At 35.4% G+C, this 21,078-nt stretch carries 16 protein-coding genes and 3 pseudogenes; 1 reads left to right on the plus strand and 18 read right to left on the minus strand.

Annotated features, from left to right (window positions below):
• Window positions 1-116: 116 nt before the first annotated feature.
• The 11 genes from KPL75_RS02020 to KPL75_RS02070 all read right to left on the minus strand — a co-directional run bounded on the left by KPL75_RS02020 (window position 117) and on the right by KPL75_RS02070 (window position 9,132).
• Window positions 117-758, minus strand: a complete 642-nt coding sequence (locus tag KPL75_RS02020) for a YdcF family protein (RefSeq protein ID WP_219919200.1) — start codon at window positions 756-758, stop codon at window positions 117-119.
• Window positions 759-1,088: 330 nt separating this feature from the next.
• Window positions 1,089-1,676: a GNAT family N-acetyltransferase gene (locus tag KPL75_RS02025; protein ID WP_219919201.1), complete on the minus strand. Its 588-nt coding sequence runs from the start codon at window positions 1,674-1,676 to the stop codon at window positions 1,089-1,091.
• Window positions 1,677-1,882: 206 nt separating this feature from the next.
• Window positions 1,883-2,263: a VOC family protein gene (locus KPL75_RS02030; protein ID WP_219919202.1), complete on the minus strand. Its 381-nt coding sequence runs from the start codon at window positions 2,261-2,263 to the stop codon at window positions 1,883-1,885.
• A gap of 90 nt (window positions 2,264-2,353) precedes the next feature.
• Window positions 2,354-2,869, minus strand: coding sequence for an SRPBCC domain-containing protein (locus KPL75_RS02035; protein WP_215568912.1), 516 nt, complete (start codon window positions 2,867-2,869; stop codon window positions 2,354-2,356).
• Window positions 2,870-2,881: 12 nt separating this feature from the next.
• The gene (locus KPL75_RS02040) at window positions 2,882-3,226 is read right to left on the minus strand and encodes an ArsR/SmtB family transcription factor (RefSeq protein WP_215582100.1); all 345 of its coding nucleotides are present in this window, start codon (window positions 3,224-3,226) and stop codon (window positions 2,882-2,884) included.
• Between the two features lie 508 nt (window positions 3,227-3,734).
• Entirely contained in the window at window positions 3,735-5,063 is a 1,329-nt protein-coding gene (locus tag KPL75_RS02045; RefSeq protein ID WP_219919203.1) for a YjiH family protein, read from the minus strand.
• Between the two features lie 126 nt (window positions 5,064-5,189).
• Window positions 5,190-6,068, minus strand: a complete 879-nt coding sequence (locus tag KPL75_RS02050; protein ID WP_002200004.1) for an aminoglycoside phosphotransferase family protein — start codon at window positions 6,066-6,068, stop codon at window positions 5,190-5,192.
• Window positions 6,069-6,584 carry a GNAT family N-acetyltransferase gene (locus KPL75_RS02055; RefSeq protein WP_002146851.1) on the minus strand — a complete coding sequence of 172 codons (516 nt, stop codon included), beginning with the start codon at window positions 6,582-6,584 and terminating at the stop codon, window positions 6,069-6,071.
• 23 nt (window positions 6,585-6,607) lie between these two features.
• Window positions 6,608-7,075, minus strand: coding sequence for a DUF2691 family protein (locus KPL75_RS02060; protein ID WP_219919204.1), 468 nt, complete (start codon window positions 7,073-7,075; stop codon window positions 6,608-6,610).
• A 237-nt stretch (window positions 7,076-7,312) separates the two neighbouring features.
• Complete coding sequence (locus KPL75_RS02065; RefSeq protein ID WP_002200003.1) at window positions 7,313-7,747, minus strand: ferritin-like domain-containing protein; 435 nt, start codon at window positions 7,745-7,747, stop codon at window positions 7,313-7,315.
• 203 nt (window positions 7,748-7,950) lie between these two features.
• On the minus strand, window positions 7,951-9,132 hold the full coding sequence (locus KPL75_RS02070; protein ID WP_219919205.1) for a YhgE/Pip domain-containing protein: 1,182 nt from the start codon (window positions 9,130-9,132) through the stop codon (window positions 7,951-7,953).
• A gap of 172 nt (window positions 9,133-9,304) precedes the next feature.
• On the opposite strand from KPL75_RS02070, the pseudogene KPL75_RS02075 reads away from it, so the two are divergent.
• Window positions 9,305-9,837: pseudogene (locus KPL75_RS02075) on the plus strand (TetR/AcrR family transcriptional regulator).
• Window positions 9,838-10,087: 250 nt separating this feature from the next.
• On the opposite strand, the gene KPL75_RS02080 reads toward KPL75_RS02075, so the two are convergent.
• From KPL75_RS02080 to KPL75_RS02110, 7 genes and pseudogenes are all read right to left on the minus strand, one after another.
• Window positions 10,088-12,472: an immune inhibitor A domain-containing protein gene (locus KPL75_RS02080; RefSeq protein ID WP_219919206.1), complete on the minus strand. Its 2,385-nt coding sequence runs from the start codon at window positions 12,470-12,472 to the stop codon at window positions 10,088-10,090.
• Between the two features lie 223 nt (window positions 12,473-12,695).
• Window positions 12,696-15,302: a phosphoenolpyruvate synthase gene (ppsA, locus tag KPL75_RS02085; protein WP_219919207.1), complete on the minus strand. Its 2,607-nt coding sequence runs from the start codon at window positions 15,300-15,302 to the stop codon at window positions 12,696-12,698.
• Between the two features lie 131 nt (window positions 15,303-15,433).
• Window positions 15,434-15,775, minus strand: a complete 342-nt coding sequence (locus KPL75_RS02090) for a YolD-like family protein (RefSeq protein ID WP_219919208.1) — start codon at window positions 15,773-15,775, stop codon at window positions 15,434-15,436.
• A pseudogene (locus tag KPL75_RS02095) lies at window positions 15,772-16,323 on the minus strand (DNA repair protein); the annotation flags it as partial. The gene KPL75_RS02090 and the pseudogene KPL75_RS02095, both read right to left, overlap by 4 nt.
• A 100-nt stretch (window positions 16,324-16,423) precedes the next feature.
• Window positions 16,424-18,235 (minus strand): reverse transcriptase/maturase family protein, encoded by a 1,812-nt coding sequence (locus KPL75_RS02100; RefSeq protein ID WP_219919210.1) that lies wholly within the window; start codon window positions 18,233-18,235, stop codon window positions 16,424-16,426.
• Between the two features lie 558 nt (window positions 18,236-18,793).
• Window positions 18,794-19,507, minus strand: a pseudogene (locus tag KPL75_RS02105) (DNA repair protein); the annotation flags it as partial.
• Between the two features lie 861 nt (window positions 19,508-20,368).
• Complete coding sequence (locus tag KPL75_RS02110) at window positions 20,369-20,998, minus strand: DUF1349 domain-containing protein (RefSeq protein WP_219919212.1); 630 nt, start codon at window positions 20,996-20,998, stop codon at window positions 20,369-20,371.
• Window positions 20,999-21,078 lie beyond the last annotated feature (80 nt).

Genomic DNA, 21,078 nt, shown 5'->3' on the forward strand with positions numbered 1-21,078 from the left:
TTTTGTCATTATGATTATATGAAGCTACCTCTCTATTGTTTCACTATTCCGATAAAAATACAATGTTTTTGAACAATAAGAAAAGTTCCTATTCAAGGATAGGTTCTTTTCTTATATCAATCCCCTTTCAACGCCTTTAATGGCAAAGAGGCTACATATCCAATATACGAGAATAATTCTTTAAAAAAGAATGGGATTTCTGTATCTAACGTTTTATACGCTGACGTTGGCGTTGGTGATGCATATGCTTCAATTTGAATGTGTTTTGCAATTCTCATTGCACGTTTCATATGAAGTGGATCACTCACGATCGTATAGGTGCGTATTCCATTCTCTATTCCAACTTCCTTCGCATTCTTTAAATTCTCTTCAGTGAAAAGGGATTTTGTTTCAATTAAAATATCGTCTTCTTTTACACCATTTTTAAGTGCATACGCCCTAGCAGTACGCGCTTCCTCAAGCTCCGTCTCAAACTTTGTACCACCTGTAAAAATAATCTTTTTAATATTTCCGTTCTTATATAAAGAAATCGCATGATTGATTCTTTCTTTAAATACAGGAGATGGTTTTCCGTTCCATGAAGCTGCTCCTAGTACGATACCAGCATCTGTCTTCACATCATCTTCTGTTTTAAAGCGATAACTCCAAATATCGTAAGCTGCATAACTTACATATAAAATAATAGAACAAATCATAAGCAAGAACACTTGCAAGATTCTTCTTTTCTTACTTTTCATACTTTTCATATTTTCTTTCATTTATAACTGCCTCCGTACATCATCCATACTTCTATATAAAAACGTATATATCAAATCATTTTGTTTGAATTTGTTTAAAAGAAGGAATTTTTCTTGTTATATATGTATTAAAGGGTTTTCATTTAAAATTGAGGATTATCAATTCATTTTTCGTTTGCGGTTTTCATTACGTTTTTGTAATTCATAAGTTTATTACCATACAACTACATTGTAACGAATTTTTTATCATAATGGAATGATGAAACAAAAGTAAATAAAAGACGTAACCGTTTTGTAAGAAAAAAGGTATATTTTTCATCTTGACGATCAATACACCTTTCTTAATATGAATTATCGTTTTTCTTTATAAGACTCTAATTTTTCTAATAACCGTTCTTTTACAGCTGGCCATTCACTTGCAATAACACTGTACACAACTGCATCTCTAACATGCCCGCTCGGCAATTTTCTTTCATTTCTAAGTACACCCTCTTTTACTGCACCGAGTCTTTCAATTGCTCTTTGTGCTTTTTCATTTCGTGCATCCGTCTTAATTTGTACTCTCCTCATATGCAATTTTTCAAAAGCATATTGTAATAACATATACTTACACTCTGTATTCATACTCGTACGTTGCACACTTGGGTTGTACCACGTTTGCCCTAATTCCACCGTCTTATCTTCAACTGAAATGTTATATAAGCGTGTACTCCCTACTATTTCATTCGTCTTTTGATCCACAACAACAAATGGCAAATCCTTCCCTGCCCCATAAGCTTTTATCGCCTTTTGAACATATTGCTGCATATCTTGAACAGTATCCATTTTAAAGATTAAATACGCCCAAATTTCTTGATTTCCTTCCACGATTGAAAACATTTTTTCGACATCATTGCTATCAATTAACCGTAACTTTGCTCTTTCGTGAACAATTTCCATTTATTACCCCTCCTTTCTTGTAACTATATCATAATACTTTATGTCTATATATCATTATATATAGACATAAAGTAACTCTGCATTACAGAAATATAATGTAGATTTATAATAAAGGTGTACCCCGAATACCTCGTAAACTGCCTTTTATAATAAAGAAAAATGCGATGCCTTTATTCAAGCATCGCACTCATAATTTGAATTGAAATTTACTTTTTTTCCATTACTGCAAAATAATTATTTTCGCTATCTGCAAAATTAAATATTCTACCTGAAGGCATATTTACAATTTCTCCGACTGTAACTTTTTTATTTACTAAATCACTATATAAACGATCGAATTCTTTTGAGAAGAACATTAAAGAAGGTGTACCAAGATTTAACTCTGGCTGCATTTTAGCAATTAACTCTTTATTGTGGAGAATAATACTTGTTTCAGCTTCTTTCGTCGGAGCAATTTCAATCCATCGCATTCCTTGACCGTTATCTTCCTCTGAAATTACACTAAACCCTACTTTTTCTGTCCAAAATTTCTTCACTTCATCTTGGTTATTCACATACAACATAATTTGACCAACATTATTAATCATTTATTTTAACGCTCCTTTATAAACAATTTTTATTAAACTCCATACACTTAAACTTAATTATCACCGAAAATAAAGTTGCGGTACAAAAATCTATTTCAGCGACTCCAATCGTTCGTTCAAACGATCCCAAGTTTCAGTGATACCTTGTAGCATGCCCATGTCCATAACGGTCTTAAGAGCCTCTTTGTTAACATATTCAGCACGGTTTATTAGCTTTGTCTTTCCACCTAAATCAATGAATTCCAATGTCATCTCAGTTGATGGCATAGAATCATTCACATTCCCTTCAGCATCTGAAAAATAATCGGTGTAGACGATTTTCTCTGGCTCAATAATCTCTTTATAAACCCCTTTACCCCATGATTCCATACCAAAGAATTGCCCCATGTTCTGATCGACACACTTCATACAGTAGTGCCAAACGCCTCCTGGACGGAAATCGACAGTACATGATGGAATTTCCCAACCCCTTGGTCCCCACCATTGTTTCAAATGCTCTGCTTCTTTAAACATACTGAACACAAGATCACGCGGTGCATCAAAAACGCGCTCCAGTACTAATACTCGATCATTCTCTACTCTCGATACCATTGTATTTTTTGACATTTTAATTCCTCCTTAAGATTTTTCCTTGTTTTGCAATTCCTTCAAATACGTATCTAGATTATCGAATCTCTCTTCCATCACATGCTTAAATGACTGTACCCAACAATCAAGCGCTTGGAAAGGTTCAGGTCGTAACTTATAAATCCGGCGATTAGCTTCAGCTTGCACTTCCACAATTCCAGTATCACTTAGCACCTTTAAGTGTTTCGAAGTTTGTGGCTGCCTTAATCCCAGATGATCGGCAATTTCCCCAACAGTTAGAGGACCGTCACGCAATAGTTCAACGATATTCATACGATTCGGTTCAGATAAGGCATTCAGCGTCGCCACGTTCACGCCCGAAATTTCCTCCGACATATCACTCACCTCGTTAAGTGATGGTCTCCAGTTATAACACATCAATATCATCACTAATATTATCGTCTTGTTGAATTGATTATATCCAACTGGGAATATTCCTGTCAAGGAATATTCAAAAACTAAATTTACACTAAATGTGGCTTTCACTTTGAAATAAAGTAAAACTTTAAAATCTTAGATTGATGGGCTTGCAGATTGCCCCCAAAACAAAAAAATGTACATTTTCACTCAGAGATGTAATTTTTCTCGTTTTGGGGTATTTGCTTTTCTTAGCTTGATAGCGATGTGGGAACACCCTGCTTTTAATAAAAAATAACAAACAAAAGAACCCAACCTTTGCGGAAGGGTTCTTTTTTATAGCTTTATCTCTTTAAAACTCAGAAATAACTGTTCCCGCATTTATATATCACATGTATATTACTCATATTTTTATCACAAATATTAATTTTCAAATCTACTTTTTTATAATTTTCCAGCTTTCCCATTTTGATAATACCTTTCCTTTTTAAAGCAACAAATAAGCAATCGGCGTAATAATAAGCAACGTTAATATCGTTCTTTGCACATATAAAATAATAAGTTCAGATACTTTTAACGGAATATCTGTCGATAAAATACAAGGGATTGATGCGGAGAAAAACAAAATAGATGATACGGAAACAACCGCAATGACAAACTTTGTCACGAGTGGTGCACTTACAACTAATAACGATGGTAAAAACATCTCTGCAATACCAACTGATACCGCTTTAGCAGCTAAGTCTGCTTCTGGCAATCGTAATAGCCACGTAAATGGATAGAAAATGTAACTGATCCAATCAAATATTGGCGTGAACTTTGCTAAGACGATACCAATTAACCCTACTGACATAATCGATGGCAATATTCCCATCGTCATAATAAAACCGTCTTTTAAATTCACTGCAATATTTTTCATTACACTCGGCGCAGATTTTGATACTTCTAACGCATCTTCCCAAGCGCGTTCTAGCATTTTCTCTTTATAAACAGGCTCTGGGAAACCTTCTTCTGTTACATATGTATCTGGTTTTCTACTAAGTGGTGGGATTCTTACGGTGATAGCAGTCACGATGAATGTTACAACAAGCGTAGTCCAAAAGTACATATTCCATAAATGCATAATGTCTAATGTTTTTGCGATGATGATCATAAATGTTGCGGATACTGTTGAGAAACCTGTGGCGATGATTGCTGCTTCTTTTGTCGTATACTTTCCTTCTTTATACACCCGGTTAGTAATAAGAAGTGCAAGTGAATAACTTCCAACGAAGGAGGCAACCGCATCGATTGCTGATCGTCCTGGCGTATTCCATAACGGTCTCATAATCGGACGACAAAACGTGCCGATAAACTCAAGCAATCCATATCCGACTAATAACGCTAAAAACGTCGAGCCAATTGGGACGAGTAAACTTACTGATATCACTAACTTCTCATACAAAAACGGGCCAACATCTGGCGCAAAGAACCAAGCTGGTCCTACTTTCAAACAATATAATATGCCAAAAACAACACCTATTACTTTTAAAATAGAAAAACAAATATCTACAATGGATGCATTCCATTTCTTCGTATAAAATGGATAAATCGCACCAATTATCATTACAAGTAGTGCGTAATATGGTACTACAGAAGGAACTGAAGTCCGGATCCACGATACGATATGATCAATCATAATTGACGAAGCACCGTTTATCGTAACTGGTACGAAAAACATAAACACACCTACTAGACTAGTGAGTATAAACCGAAGAATAATCCCCTTCTCTCGCCCTGCCTTAATTACATTCCTTTTTAATTCAATTTCATTCAAAATTCGACACCTCCTATTATCTAAATATTCTGTATAATGATGTTAGATTCCTTTTTTTGATTTTGAATATTTAATCATGTAAAAAAGCCTATTTTGAAATATACAATCAAAATAAGCCTTTTTCTATTACCTCTCATAATCATCCACAATCACTTGAATCACACGATAAGATTCTTCTGCCACTTTTTTATTACTATTTTTATTCGCATCGTATGTAATTAACGCCTTCCAAAGCGCCCATCCTCTCGCTCTATTCCACGTTTCTTCATCCATACTTAATACTTCTTTAAATACATTTCTGCTATTTTCATCAAAAAACGTCCATGCCATCGCTGCATCACAGGCAGGATCTCCTACTCCTAAAATACCAAAATCGATTACGGCACTAAGCTTCCCATCTTTAACAAGTAAGTTACCCGGCGCTATATCTCCATGAACCCAAACTGGTTTGCTATCCCATGTTGACCTAAGTGCTAAATCCCAAAGATGTTTTAATAATGTCTCATCAAAAACATCCTTATTATTTTCAATGGCTACCCTTGCCTCTTTATCGTATACAGATATAAGCCCACCCCGGTAAAAATTATGCGCTCCAGCTATTGGTCCGTTACTCGTATCAATTGATTGCAATTCTACTAGAAATGAACCTAAGTCCGCCGCAAACTCATCTAAGTCACGAACATTTTCTTTCGTAACGGTCTCCCCTTCTATCCACTTATTAATAGACCAAGGCCACGGATATTCTTCAGATGGATTCCCTTTCGCAATTGGTGCAGAAATTTGTAAAGAAAGTCCCTTACTTAATATAGGAAGCCAAATATTTTCTTTCTCTACTTGCGGTGCATATGCTGCATCACTTGGTAATCTCATACTCATCTGATCTCCTAAATGAAACGTTCTATTATCATGCCCGCTAAGCTTTACAGGCTTCACTTCTAAATGTGCCCATTCAGGAAACTGTTCCTGTATTAACTTCTCAACTAAACTTACGTTAATTGGATTCATTCACTTTCTCCTTCTCTTTTGAAATTTACTAAGCCCATCTGTACTACCAATATATTCAAAGCCGCATCGCTTATAAAAATCATTCAACAGTTGGTTATGCCCAACACAATCTAACTTCAAATACTCTTTATCACTTTGCACATTCTCTTCTACCCAATGCAAAATCCATTCTCCTATTCCATTCCCCTTATACTTCCGTTTTACCGCAAATCTATGAATATATAATGAATTAGAAACTTCCTCTTTACCAAAAATGTGTTCATCCCATTCATTTTGTTTAGGAGAAACCGTAACTGTACCAACTATTTCATCTTCTTTCATAACAACATATGTATATTTCTCTCTTATACATTCTAGTATTTCAGCCGTAGCTTCCTCTCCTAAAAGATACTGCCACTGATCCACTTCTTTATGTTGTAGCCATTGTGCTACTTCTTTTAATAGAATTATAATACTATCACTTTCATTTTCAGTAGCAATTCGAATTGTATATTCTTTACTAATATTTCTCTCCATATTGCTGTTCCCCTTTCAAATTACTACCATACTGACATACGAGTCCTTCCATCATTTTCATCTGTAATATATTCTACATAAAATCCTTGATTCAGTGCGTTTTCATACATCATTTCAATCTCTTCTTGTTTTTTCGCATAAATTTGTATGTAATCACCATCGGCTACTAATACGACTACTTCACACTTACTCTCCTTAAATTCTTCATATGTTTCAATTTCTCCTAGTACTTCCCCTTTTGGATATGCTTTTAAGTCTACAAATAAAAGATAATATATGTTATCTTTTATTTGTTTTTTTAATTCTGATCCTTCCATGATCTCGTTATCTTCTGAAAATAATTCTGGACCTAATCCATTCCCTACTATTATATAAGCTTCCTCCCTTCCCACGGCTTGCCAATCAAATGCAGTAATATCAATTGGCCTTAACACTTTCCAAAGTAAATTATCATATCCATCTAGAATATCTACTGTAATTCCTCTTTTCATATGTTTGCTCCTAGCTTATTTATTTTTATTTTCATTTTTGTTTCATACATTATATATCAAATTTGATTACTCTATTTTGTCGATACCTATGTAACTTGTATTTCATCACAAAAAACCGCTCCACTACTAGCGAAACGGTTTCCTTCTGCTTACATTTAAATATCTTATTCAATTGTTGTACTGCGTTTTAAAATAATTCCTAATATATTCACCACATCAGCCATTCATTCTTAATGCTCACTTCGACTTCACAAAGTAATATAAAAACCATACCGCATGATTTTGTTCATCTGCAGCTATTCTCCGCAACAAGTCTTTCATAGATGCATCTGATGTTTCATCTGAAATTTCTAAATAAAAATCTACAGTCTTTTGCTCATCTTGTATAGCGAATTCTAATCCTTGTAAGTAAGTATTAGGACATCCTTCATTGATCTGCGGTTTCGGCTGCCTGCCAGTTAAATTCGTATAGATTTGTACAAAATTTTGAAAATGCCTTATTTCATCATTACGGATTTCAAGAATTTGTTTTTGTTCTACTTGATTTGGAGCCATGTTAGCTAATTTAGCATAGCAATTTATGGCAGTAAACTCTCCGTTTATAGCTTTTTCAATATCACTTATCAACTTATCATTCTGCCTATACCAATCTTGATAATTCGAATTATACATCGTATCCCCTCCATAATTTCGCATAACATTTTATGCACTTTGAAATAGTAGGAGCATGTATACAAAAAAGAACCGCAAATATTATTTCTTCAATCACCTTTAAAATATTGAAAAAACCTATCTATCGCTGCTTAATTTTCTTATCAATTCATAATGAATTCATCAAAAAAACGCTTCACTACAAGTGAAACGTTCTTTACCTTTTAAGCGCTTAATTCAGTTTTATGTTCCTTTATTGCACTACGCTTGAAAGCCGTTATTAAAACGATAACCATACTTACCACACCAATCCAAACAAGCACAGTAACAGGTGTACTCCAGCTTAACCCTTTTCCGAAGAAAAATATTTCTCTAAGTCCTTCGATCATAAATTTCATTGGTAACCATGAGTAAATCCAATCTTGATAAAACGGAGACAACATTTCAGGTGCTAATGATAATAACGGTGCTCCGAAGAATAGTAAGAGTGCAAATAATCCGATTCCATTTAGTCCAACTAATGAAAGCACTGCAGAAATCATTAAGAAGAAACTAAACGCTGTAATAGATAAGAACAACGCCGTATCCGTTACATTCGAAATATTTAATCCTACCATTCCATCTGCAATCCATGTAAGACCAAATCCAATTACAAGCGCCGCGATAGCTCCAGCTAATATTTGTTTTAGTTTTAATACAAAGTTTTCTTTTCTTGTACCTACTGGCATTTTGCTAATCGCAATAAAGATAATCGCTGCACTAGCTAAACTTGCAATCCATAGCGGTTGGAATAAAGAAATTGGCGAGTTACCGTTCGCACTATTTTTTCCGACCTCATTCACATTTGTCACTTTCTTCGCAATAGGTGTTACTAAATTTGAAGCTTGATCTGTTGTTAAAGTAGCACCTTTTGCTTTAAACCCATCTAGTAGCTGCGTACGAACAGTATTGTTCATATTATCAACCACACCATTTAATATTTGCCCTGCCATAGTTGATGCAGCTGTATTCATTCCTTGATTTATGAATATTTCTACCTCTGGTGATGATGGCTGTGGTGTTCGTAATGATGCTTGTTTTGCGCTAAATTCTTTCGGAATGACTAATGCCGCATAATATTCTTTATTATTTAAACCTTTTTGAACGGCTTCTTTATTTTTCACTTCTACCCACTTCACCGCAGGTTCTTCATCTGATTTCGATGTTTTTTTCATCGTATCAACAATCGTTTGCCCCATATTCATTTTAGGTTGGTTCGGAATTTCTACTCCTTGATCCTCGTTTACAATTGCAATTGGTAAATTTTTCGGCTGAGGTTGAACGCTTGGAAATAATGTTAATGAAAAAATAAAAACAATAAGTAGTGCAATGACTGGTGATAATAATAAAAGTTTATTTTTAAACATGTTCTTTTCCCCTCCTTTAATTTCAGTTACAATAAGTGAACAACGTGTTGTTTATTTATATTTTGAATTATATGTTTGCGTTGAACCTTATACAATAATCAGAAATCGCGAATGTGTCGGTTATAAGACACATTTGATAAATATGTTGAAGAAAATTTAGGAGGGACATACTTTGCGAGATAGTAATTTAGATTTACGAGTGATTCGTACGAAAACGGCAATACGAAATGCATTTGTGGAATTAATTGAAGAAAAAGGCTTTGACGCCATTACAGTAAAAGATATTACAACGAAAGCAAACATAAACCGTGGTACGTTTTATACACATTACCTAGATAAATTTGATTTAATGACGAGATGCCAAGAAGAAATTATGTACGAGATGTCTAGCATTGCAAAAAAGAAATTTCCGGAAGTTATTGCGGATCTTGGATCAAACCCTTCCCCAACGACTCCATTTGCACTTCTCGCTTCTATTCTTGAATTTCTAAATGAAAATAGTGACTTTATAAAAGCTGTACTTAGTCCAAACGGAGATTTATCTTTCCAAGCCAATACTTAGCTTCTTATATGGCATCTGCTCATATAGGTGTCATTCAGCAATGGTTAAATAGTGGGCAAAAAGAAACACCGGAGGAAATTGCTCGTATTTTATCAACAATCGCAGTTCATGGACCTTTCTATGCAGCAGGTTTAAAAAAATAAGTCAGTCGCATTGAACTATGTTTTTATCAACCTCAATTACATCAATAACCTTACAGATGCATTTATTACGAAAAACATCTCTGTCTCTGTAAAAGTAATCATCTCATTTAATGGTTTTATTATATCAACTACTATTATGTAATTTTCATTAGAGTAATACCCTATAGCTGTGTATTTATTAATAGCTAGAAATTTATGTTCCTATGAAAAAAGCTGTTGAAAGGAATCCTATTCAACAGCTTCTCCATTATTAACGATATAAACGAACTGCACCTGCAGTATTATCATCTGCTTGTCCAACTACTTCAAATTTCAATCCAAACTTCGGTACTTTACGTCCTGCATCTGGGATTAAATCGTTCATATACGATTTAGAATCATCAAACTTCGTTACACCTGGTAACCCTTTGTAATCATATGTTCCGCGTGTTGGAGATACAACTTTCCATGCTGGCACTTGGTTAAAGGAGAACGCAGCATCTGCGATTTGGTATCGTGTACTATTTTGAACAGTTGGTTTGCCGTTTAGCGTTCCAACAATTGCCTCTGGGTGAGAGTCAACAACCCCTAAGAAACCTTCGCCTGGATGCATACCAACCCAATTATCTGTAAAGCTAGAGTCTGCATACCATACAACAAGACCTGTATTATACGGTACACCACTACTATATTTTAACGCTTGATCAGCACCAGCGTGGTTTCTCCACTCTAAATAGTAGTTATGTTTCTTCTTATCAAAACCGTTTGCTGTAACGAAACCATTTAATTTTAATTTCGCTTCGCCTTCTGCATCATCAGAGAACACAACATTTCCATCTACAGTTAATGTAGCGTTATCAAGAGTAAAACCGTTCCCTGCAAAACCAGCATCTGTAATGTATTCGAATACTAGTTTTATTTTTTGACCTTTAAATTGACTTAAGTCATATGACTTATCTACCCATTTACCATCCGTTGTGTCTAGACCATTTTTCACATTCTTTTCGCCAATTCGATCCACTAACGTTTTCTTATTATCTTCTGTCACTGCATGTACTTCTAGGAAGTCATAACCTGTTTCAATCTCATACAATGTTTTGTAATCAAATTTCACATTTGTTGCATTTGTTAAATCAAACACTGGTGTTTCTAATGTTGTATGAATATCATCGCCTTTTGTACTATAGTAATATTTCTTACCGAATGCAGGCTGTATACCTTTTACATCTTTATCTGGTAAGTTAACGCGAATCAGACCAGGACGAGCTGATTTTGTTACACTTTGATCTAAGTACGTCGCAAGACCGATACCACGATTTAATTTATCATAGTCAACCTCTACAATATTTGCCCAGTTCCCATCCATGTTCTTTTGAAAGAACTCTTTGTTTTGCGGAGAGAAACTCGGTGGTGTTGTACCTGCAATTTTACCAGCCCAGCTGCCACCGCTCATAACAGACCAAGAGTTAATTGGCTCACCTGCCCCTGAATACTTTGTATCATACTCATCTGGAAGACCTAAATCATGACCAAATTCATGTGCGAATACACCAACTGCTCCATCTTCTGGCTCAATTGTGTAGTCGTATGCTGCCATTTTACCGCCCCAGTTATCAACCTTTGCTTTTGTTCCTTCAATTGGATATGGTGCTCCAAGATTCCAGCGATGTGACCAAATTGCGTCATCACCTAGTCTACCACCGCCTCCATCTTGCCCAACTCCAGCGTGAATAACCATTAAATGATCAATAAGACCATCTGGTTCATTTTTATTGCCATCACCATTATTGTCATATTGATCGTATTGATCAAATTCCGATAAATCAATACCACTTTCTACAGCTGCATTTAATGCCTCTTTTACAAAATCACGAGGTCCTTTTGGTCCTTTATTATCATGACCGCCATCTCCTGCATCTGCACCATAATCCGCTGCTGTACCAGGAACTGTCAACCACTTTGTTACTGTCCCATCAACTGTATAACTACCACCAGATTGCTCTTCATAATATTGTTTAAATGTTGGGACTTTTGAACCATCAAAGAGTGTAAACGGCTCATCACCAAATAACATTTTTTGATAATGTTCTGGATTAAAATCATTTGAATACATATAACCTGGTACTTGATCAATATTGTTATGCTTAAAGTCAGCAAACTCTACTAGCAATACAAGAACTTTATCTTTACGAACATCACCATTATACTGTTTTTGCTTCGCTGAAGTAGTTGGTACTTTGCCGTTTAATCCCCCTTTAACCGGCTCTTGTCCAACTACCGGACCAATAGCAGGTTGCTCAACTTTTTCTTTTGCATCTGCTTTTGCATCTTTAACCTTTTTCAAAAAGTCAAAAGCTTCTCTCGAGACACTATCCCCTGCTGGTTCTTTTCCAGCATTTTCGCCTTTTTTCTTCTCTACGTATTTTTCAACAGCTTTTAATGTGTCTGCTTTCGACGTAGATTCACTAATTACACCGCGTTTCTTGAGCGCATCTGCTAAACGCTCCTCTGGAATTAAATTTTCATCAATTGGACTTAAAGCTCCTACACTAGACGGCGTTGCCGCATAAACAGATTGACTACCAAATCCAAATGTGCAACTAAGCACAGCTGCCGCCGCAAGCGTAGACAGCACCTTAAAAGGCTTTTTCTTCATCCCTATTCCTCCCCAATATTAAATACGTTCCAACGTTTATATAATAAAGAATATTCTAATAATTCGCAATGTACTGTCTTAATTTGTAATATTTTTGAAAATATTCTTTGTTTTGGATTGATATACATTCTGATTCATCGATGTTTCAGGTGATAGCAACTGGCTTAAAAAATAAAAAGACCCTCCACTACTTATAGCGGATGATCTTTCATTTAAAGTGCAACTACAGTATTTCAATATACCCCTCTGTTCCATGTACCCGAATTCGTTGCCCGTCTTTTATTAGTTTCGTAGCATTCTCTACCCCTACGACTGCTGGTAATCCATATTCACGTGCGATAACTGCTCCGTGCGTCATGAGCCCGCCAACTTCAGTGACTAACCCTTTTATAGACACAAACAATGGTGTCCAGCCAGGGTCAGTAAATGCCGTAACCAATATATCTCCATCTTCTAAATTCGCATCTTCCATATTTAAAATAACGCGAGCTCTCCCCTCAATAACCCCTGAGGAAACAGGCAGACCTACAATCGCTTCAGCCGGGAGATTTTCTCGTTTATATTTACCTGTAATGATTTCTCCATCAGACGTCATCACACGCGGTGGCGTTAGTTTTTCATATACTTTGTAATCATTTTTTTGTTTATGAATAACCTTGTAATCTAGTTTATTTGTACGGACGACTTCGCGAAGTTCTTCAAAAGTTAGATAGTATATATCTTCTATTTCATTAATAACGCTATTTTGCACGAGTTGCTCGGCTTCTTTCAATATTGCCTGCTTATATATGAAATAGCGATTAATCATACCGTATTTCGGGTATTCGCGATAACCGATGAAATTGCGAATGTTACTAATCATTCGCTTCGTCTCTTCTATTTTTTGTTTACTATCCGGCAAGTGCTGCAATCGCTCTAATAACTCTTCTTCTTTTTTCAAAGCTTCCTGCAGCCCTGCTTCAAATTTCCGTTTACCAGCACCAATTTCAAAATCTCTTATGTTATTTAAAATCATCGGGATAATTGTAGTTGGCTTTTCACTCCAGCGCGTTTTCGTAATGTCGATTTCTCCGCTGCATCTCATTCCGTATTTATTTAGAAAAGCATCGATTGCATCTCGAGCTTTTTCTCCGTCTTTAAACTGAACTAATTCATCTAAAAAGCTATTATCTTTTACATGTTGTAAATATTCAATGACATTCGGATAAGGACGAATCACATCCGCAACATCCATTAATGCTAAACCCATTTCTGAAGTAATATTATTTTGTACCGATTGAGAAAGTGTGTCTGCTGCATTTTTTTCACCTAGCCATTGCTCCATCTTTTCATTCATCCATGTTGAAGCATTCATACCTGCCATAATGACAGCTATACTTTGCGGGCTAAATAATACTTCCCTTAATTGCTTAATATCTTCCAAAATAAAATCAAGTACATCCATCCCTGATTTCGTTTGAATGTTTTGTTTTAACTCTTCGATCGATGCTTGACTATTCTTTATTAAATCCGTAACGATTGCTGGATTGTTTTCGATTTGTGGTTGCGATCTTGCAGGCGGCATACTTTTACCAACACTCTTTTCTTTTTCATCCTCCGGTAACAATTTGATAAAATTATCTCGCTCTATTACAGTCGTTAATGCATCTCGTATGAGCGGATCCGATTTTCCTAAAGTGTTTATTAAGTAATCTCTGCTAGTAGGTGAAGCTAATTTTGGTGTAGCATCAACAAATAACCTTCCCCCCGCTTTACGCATAGGAGCACTAGTCGTTAACAGGAAGAAAGATAACCCTAGTGGTTTCATCGCATCGGTCATCATTTGTTGGTGACCAACGGATACATACACGTGATTTTCTTGATCGTTTGCTTCTGGAATTGGATATAGAGTAGTTATCGGCCTACTTTGGACAATATAAAATGTCCCCTCAACTAAACACCATTCAATATCTTGCGGACAACCAAAATAAGCTTCAATCTGTCTTCCAATCTGTGCTAGTTGTAATATTTGTTGTTCAGATAATGTTTGAATCTTTTGCTGAACCGGATCAATCTGTTTCGTCTCTGTTCCGCCCTCTTTTAAAGCATAGATAGCCAATTTTTTAGTTGCTATCATCTTATCGACTATTTTTTCTTCCTTCACTTTATAATTATCAGCACATACTATGCCTGATACTAAAGCCTCACCAAGTCCAAAACTGGCATCAATCGATAACACCTTTCGGTTAGAAGTAATCGGATCAGCAGTAAATAAAATGCCCGACGCCTCCGGGGAAACCATTCTTTGAACGACAACACATATAGAAACTTGATTATGATCAAAACCATTTTGCATTCGGTAAACTACTGCACGATCCGTAAATAAGGAAGCCCAGCACTTTCTTACATGCTGCAAAATCGCTTCTTTTCCGATGATATTTAAATACGTATCTTGTTGACCAGCAAACGAGGCATATGGTAAATCTTCAGCAGTAGCACTAGAACGCACTGCATAAGCATGCTCATCGCCAAAACGAGAGAGATAATGAGACACCGCTTCCACTACATCGGAAGGAATTTCTACTTCCATAATGGTTTCTCTGATTTTCTTACTCATTTCACCAATTTGATTTCGATCTTCAATTTTTAGTATTACTAGTTGAGTCAACAAAGTTTGAAACACTTCATTTTGTTCGATGGCCTTTTCATATCCTACCGTTGTAACACAAAATCCTTCTGGCACTTGTATCCCTTGAATGTTTGTTAACTCCCCTAAATTCAATCCTTTTCCACCAACGAGCGAAAGCTGTGTTTTTTCTATTTCCTGAAAATCGAGAACGAAAGAACTCATTTGGCACCTCTCCTTACTAGTCATGTGTTCTTGATTGTAACAATAGTAAATGAGAATAAACAGTCTATTTCGAACGTTATTTACGTGGTATAATTAAGTTAGGAAGAGATAATCACTTTTATTTCCCCCCTCTAATTCACTTCAATTACATCACCAAACTTAAACCTTCTTTTATTATGAAAAACATCCGTACAAGTAATCGTCTCACTTAATGGATTTATATTTATTACTGTTATGTAATTTTTATATAGATAGCCATCTTTATAATATGTAAGTAAAATCTCTTCTTCACCTAAAAATGAAGTTAATAACTTATTTTCAAGCACCTCTTTTGCATCTTGTGTTAAGACTGGACGCGAGACTTTCGTTTGCTCCTGTATCATTTCTTTAATAACTGCGAACTGCTCTGGCATACTGGCAAACGGTTGCCACTTTACCATCCCTCTTCCTTTTGGTATATTAGCATTCTTCACGACTTGTGTCCTCCTAATAATGTGTTTCTATATCTTGCTGTTGCGACGCTTGTGTAGGAAATCCCTCGTAAAATACTGTTCTTACCAAACCGTGTTCGAATTTCGTCCATAACCTTCGTTAATCGCATTTCTTTTTCTCTTTGTATAATGCTATCGAAAAGTGAAATTTGCTCTTCTCCTTCATTAATAAGGTTTGTTAATGAGACACTTAACGATCGAATCGGTTCCCCTTTGTGACGCTCGTATAAAAAATATGTACAAACATTGTAAATATCCATCGTTAAATTTGTTGCTCTATTTAACGTATGTGCCTTTCTTATTCCACCGCCATATTCCTTGCTATATCCAACTGAAAAATGGATTGTTTGAGCGCATTTCTTTTCTCGTCTCAACCTGTAACAAACTTCTTCTATATGCTCTAATAAAATAACTATGAACTCTTCAATTGAGTAATCACGTAATAATATTTGGCTCTTTGCTATAGATGTTGTCGCTGGAACATATTTCTCTGCTATTCTGCTAAAATCAATCCCATTACTATGTAAATGGTAGGATAAGCACCCAACGTCTTGACATATTGCTATGTTAGATTTTCGTGTGCTTTCCTCCAAACCGTACGTACATCTCTCGATGTATACGGCTTTCCACTTATCCATCTAGCTTTCCGCTGTGTAGGTCTTGGTGACACCTTGTACATAATGCTAAGGTTTTCCTTTTCCTTGCTATCATTTTCTTTTCCCACAGCTTTTTGCCTTCTAAGTCTTTCAATTTTTTAACATGATGCATTTCTAAAGGTGCATCACTTTTTCCACACCATTCACATTTATTTGCGCACAATCTCTTGATTAAGCTATTACGCCACCATAGTTGTGAATTTGGTAGATTGTCTTGAACTATATTCATAATCTTGTCTTTTCTTCGAAATCCATCGTTGTAAAAGTAACTGATTCTTTTCTCGGATTTTGTTTGATATTGAATAGCTAAATCTCCCTTAACTTTATATTTTGTCATTACTTTAGCTACAGATGTTTTATGTTTTGCAGCTAGAGTTTTGACGAAACTATATTTCATAAAGTAGTGGAAGCTTTGGAGTGTACAAACGTTTTCTGCAAGACTGTAATAGTTATATAGTCCTCTTATCTCCGCATTGTACGTGTTTAATATTTCTAGTTCGTCATTATTTAGGAGATAAGTGCGATGCCATATTCTCCATTTCCCATCTGCCATGATGCGTAGAGCTCCATATTGTTTGAGCTTTTCAATCCATTTTTCCGAAGGAAGATACAGTTTACATCTCATAATTTGGTGTCTGGTTAGAAATCCATTTTTATCACGTTTAGTAACTGGCATTCTATTTGCTGTGATGTTATATCCTAAGAATCTTGCTTTTTTTGAGCTATGTGTGATTAGTGTTTTTTCTTGTGACAATTCAAGTTTTAGCTTGTCTCTTAAGAAGTTTGTTAGATCTTCTTTAACTTTTACCGCATCCGCTTTGTTACCAATTATCCCCACAAGAAAGTCATCCGCGTATCTGACATATTGAATTCTTTTGTATGAGTCATCCATGGGGTCTCCGAAAGGAGTTTTAAGCAACTCTTCTTTCAAGGATTTATATTTTATAATTCCTTGCTTCTTTTCTTGTTCCGTGAGCTGTCCCCAGTTTTCCTTTAGTTGTTTTCTGTGTTTGTATGTTAGGTATTCCTGACGTTTATAGGCTTTTGTAGTTTTCCTTTTTGCTCCTTTAGAAAACTCTTTTTGGTACTCTTCCATAAAAGTATCTAATTCTGTTAGATACACGTTAGATAAAAGTGGGCTGATGATTCCCCCTTGTGGGGTGCCACTATAGCTACCTCGATACTTCCATTCTTCTAGGTATCCTGCTCGTAGAAATTTCCATATTAGGCGAATAAATTTCTCATCAGTTATCCGCCTTCTTAGTAATGCTATAAGTGTGTGGTGGTCGATATTGTCGAAAAAACCACTAATATCCCCTTCAACGAACCATTTCACCCCAGTGAAAGTTTTACGTACTTTGTGTAAAGCCGTATGACAGCTCCGTTTGGGACGAAAACCATGAGAGCTTTCCTTAAAACTCATTTCATATATCGCTTCGAGTATCATTCGAATAACTTCTTGTAGAAGTTTATCCTTGAATGTTGGTATACCTAATGGACGCTTTGAGCCATTCTTTTTAGGTATGAAGACCCGCTTGGAGGGGTGTGGTTGATAACTCTCATCTTTTAGCGATTCTATTAGGATATTTATTTTCTCCAAACTGAAACCATCGATGTTTTTTCCATCAGTCCCTTTTGTCATATTTCCTTGATTAGAGCTGATATTTGTGTAGGCTTTTAGATAAAAGGCTGGATTGTATAGATTTCTGTAAAGACGATTATATTTATAGTTTTTATTGTTAGACTTTGTTACTAGACTGCCTAATACATCATCTGGATTTCTCATGAGCCTCACGCTCCTTCCATCGTGTATATAGCTGGATAAGCTGTTCCCCTTTGCCTTGTAATAGGCTTTCCCTATCTCTGACTACTACGAGAACTCCGTTACCATGTCAGGTATTCAAGTTCCAGAAAACTATAGCCCTATGGGCTTCCTGATTTAGGTAATCCCCGTTTAGATGTATGTTGACATAGCTATTTGTAATGTCGGATGCGACTTTCACCTTTTATCCTTTACTAGGATTGCCTAATCTATCGTATTGCTGGAATTAGCAGAACTGCAATACTAATTCCCTAAGATTATACAGCGTTTATAAGTACTTTCCGCTGTAGCCGGCGATGGGACTGCTCAGGTTATCGTTCAAGTAATGCAACCTTCATCCTTGTTTACAATTCTCATCTCGCCATTCAGTCGTGACTTAGTACTTAGTCAACTTATGACTTTCCTAACATGCTACACTCCCCGTTTAGTTTCCTTCCCGGATAAGTTAGGTGATGACAGGCGTTGCAATATATCCTGCTGTCTTGCTATCGACAGATTCAAACATACCCCTTACGGGCGCACTAATTCTTCCCCTATTACACCAAACGATTGCTTTAAATATTTCAAAGGATACTGAGCTAATTCTCCAATTGCATGTATACCTTTTCGATTCAATTTCATTTCCGTTTTGTACGATATACCCCAAAATTTACTGAGCGGTCTAATACACCATAACTTCTCGGGTATATCGTCATATGTCCAGTGCGCTATTCCATCTTTATTCTTTTTCGCTTCAATATCCATTGCTACTTTACTCAATAATAAATTAGGCCCTATCCCAATCGTACTTTCAATCCGTGTACGTTCACATATTTCTCGCTTGAACTTTAATGCGAACTCGCACGGATTACTCGCAAACAAATGAATACTCGCGGTCAAATCCATGAAAAACTCGTCGATACTATATTGATGAAAATCTTCTGGCGCGACATACTGCAGAGCTAAACCCGTTATGTAATTTGAACATTTTATATACGTATGCATAATTGGATTTACAATAATAATATCTGGCCGATTCGGTATTTCGTACAACCGTGCCATCTTCTTAACTCCTAATGCTTTTAATGGCGGTGTTGCCGCTAATACGATTGATCCACTCCGATTTACATCTCCTACGACAGCCAATTTTGTATACCGTGGATCAAGTCCTTTTTTAATACATGACACACTTGCATAGAAGCTACGAAGATCTACACATAAAATAATACGATTCGGTAAAAGAGAATAATCATACAAGGTTATCACCCCTAACAAAAGAACATTAGTTCTTTTTAAAGGCGTTTTTATGAAAATATTGGTTAAAATAACCGTACTTTTAAATTTTTTTAAGAAACTTAAGAGATTTCCCTCAATATTCAAATGCTGATGTTATTTTCACCATTAAACATTAAATTGCACATATTTAGCTCTAAACAATCTAATTAGAGTGTACCCCGCAGTAAGAACTGTTAAAGATGATTAAAAAATAATTAATAGAAAATTTCGTGATATAGACTAGAAGAATTTGATCTTTAGAAGCGATCAAGAGGATGTCTTTGAATCGGATTTATCCCAAGAACTGCAGACGCTAAAAGAATTTGTATCAAATGAAAAATCACTTTAAATACCGGACATTAAGATAAAAAAAGGAGTGAGCTAAAATATAGCTCACTCCTTTTTTTACTAGCTAAATATATAAATATTACTTTACTTCGCTGAGAGGTTCTTATAAAAATGTTTTAACTTCTCTTTATTAAAGACCAAGCACAGGAAGATGTTTTCAAGTATGATAAGTGAACGCCAATACAATGCACTGTTTTAATTCTTCAACTGGCATATTATCATTTACAGCAAATACAATCGCTCGATTAAATGTTTTTAGGATACTGTTCAAACACTCTCTCCACTTTTGTATTTTCAATTACATTCACATTGCTCATTCTTTTTTTAAAATAACAATCTAGCCAACAAATATTTTTATATACTCTATCTTACAGATTCAGGGTTTTACTAATACACTAAGGTATTCTATTCAAAACACCTTACCTTTATTTCAAATTCACAATTAATCAACTTTTCATTCAATAGACCTATAAAAGTTATGTTAGCTTTATACTTTTAGTAAACCTTTGTATTATCATCTATATTTTCAATCTTAATAAATTCAAACTCTGCTTCATACCCATCACCTTGTGGACTGCAAGCATAAATGCCAACTTTCATGCAATCTTTTTCTTCAAAAAGGTGAGCCATTCTTATTTGTTTCCATAACCCCCCGTCTAATGAATAATCAACATAGTAATTATTACCCTTTCTTGTTATACGATAGTAAAGAGAATTTAAATCTCCCAAAAATTCCTGACTAGACCAATCAGAATATCCATTCTTTGTTACAACAACACCTAATTTACTATTGTCATCAGGTATATACTCAACAGATGTCTTTAACCAAGTATCTTTTGAAAATCGAACCATTAAACCTGCTTGATCATATTTATTCACTGGTTTAGAGCTTACTTTCGTAATTAATCTAAAGTCTCCATTTAGTTCATAGTATAAAAAATGGCCGTTATCAACTTGAAATTCATAGTGTGTTTTTTGCCAGAAATCTGTCTCTTTATCAGGTTTGATTATTAACTTCGATTTATTGCTATTAACCTCCCAACCTTTAGGTGGGGAGAACCATTTTAAACTTTTATCAAATTCCGCATTATTAAATTCATCTATTAATCTATATTGATTATGCATTATTAATATCTCCTTAACCTTTTATATTTATTATAGAAAAGTACTTACACAGTAAAATTATTTAATCTTGATATGTGACC

The sequence above is a fragment of the Bacillus sp. NP247 genome (assembly GCF_018966865.1).
Lineage (GTDB): Bacteria > Bacillota > Bacilli > Bacillales > Bacillaceae_G > Bacillus_A.

Excerpts from the sequence above, each read along its gene's own strand:
- KPL75_RS02020 (WP_219919200.1), bottom strand. The coding sequence starts at position 758 with ATGAAAGAAAATATGAAAAGTATGAAAAGTAAGAAAAGAAGAATCTTG.
- KPL75_RS02025 (WP_219919201.1), bottom strand. The coding sequence starts at position 1,676 with ATGGAAATTGTTCACGAAAGAGCAAAGTTACGGTTAATTGATAGCAAT.
- KPL75_RS02030 (WP_219919202.1), bottom strand. The coding sequence starts at position 2,263 with ATGATTAATAATGTTGGTCAAATTATGTTGTATGTGAATAACCAAGAT.
- KPL75_RS02035 (WP_215568912.1), bottom strand. The coding sequence starts at position 2,869 with ATGTCAAAAAATACAATGGTATCGAGAGTAGAGAATGATCGAGTATTA.
- KPL75_RS02040 (WP_215582100.1), bottom strand. The coding sequence starts at position 3,226 with ATGTCGGAGGAAATTTCGGGCGTGAACGTGGCGACGCTGAATGCCTTA.
- KPL75_RS02050 (WP_002200004.1), bottom strand. The coding sequence starts at position 6,068 with ATGAATCCAATTAACGTAAGTTTAGTTGAGAAGTTAATACAGGAACAG.
- KPL75_RS02055 (WP_002146851.1), bottom strand. The coding sequence starts at position 6,584 with ATGGAGAGAAATATTAGTAAAGAATATACAATTCGAATTGCTACTGAA.
- KPL75_RS02060 (WP_219919204.1), bottom strand. The coding sequence starts at position 7,075 with ATGAAAAGAGGAATTACAGTAGATATTCTAGATGGATATGATAATTTA.
- KPL75_RS02065 (WP_002200003.1), bottom strand. The coding sequence starts at position 7,747 with ATGTATAATTCGAATTATCAAGATTGGTATAGGCAGAATGATAAGTTG.
- KPL75_RS02070 (WP_219919205.1), bottom strand. The coding sequence starts at position 9,132 with ATGTTTAAAAATAAACTTTTATTATTATCACCAGTCATTGCACTACTT.
- KPL75_RS02080 (WP_219919206.1), bottom strand. The coding sequence starts at position 12,472 with ATGAAGAAAAAGCCTTTTAAGGTGCTGTCTACGCTTGCGGCGGCAGCT.
- ppsA (WP_219919207.1), bottom strand. The coding sequence starts at position 15,302 with ATGAGTTCTTTCGTTCTCGATTTTCAGGAAATAGAAAAAACACAGCTT.
- KPL75_RS02100 (WP_219919210.1), bottom strand. The coding sequence starts at position 18,235 with ATGAGAAATCCAGATGATGTATTAGGCAGTCTAGTAACAAAGTCTAAC.
- KPL75_RS02110 (WP_219919212.1), bottom strand. The coding sequence starts at position 20,998 with ATGCATAATCAATATAGATTAATAGATGAATTTAATAATGCGGAATTT.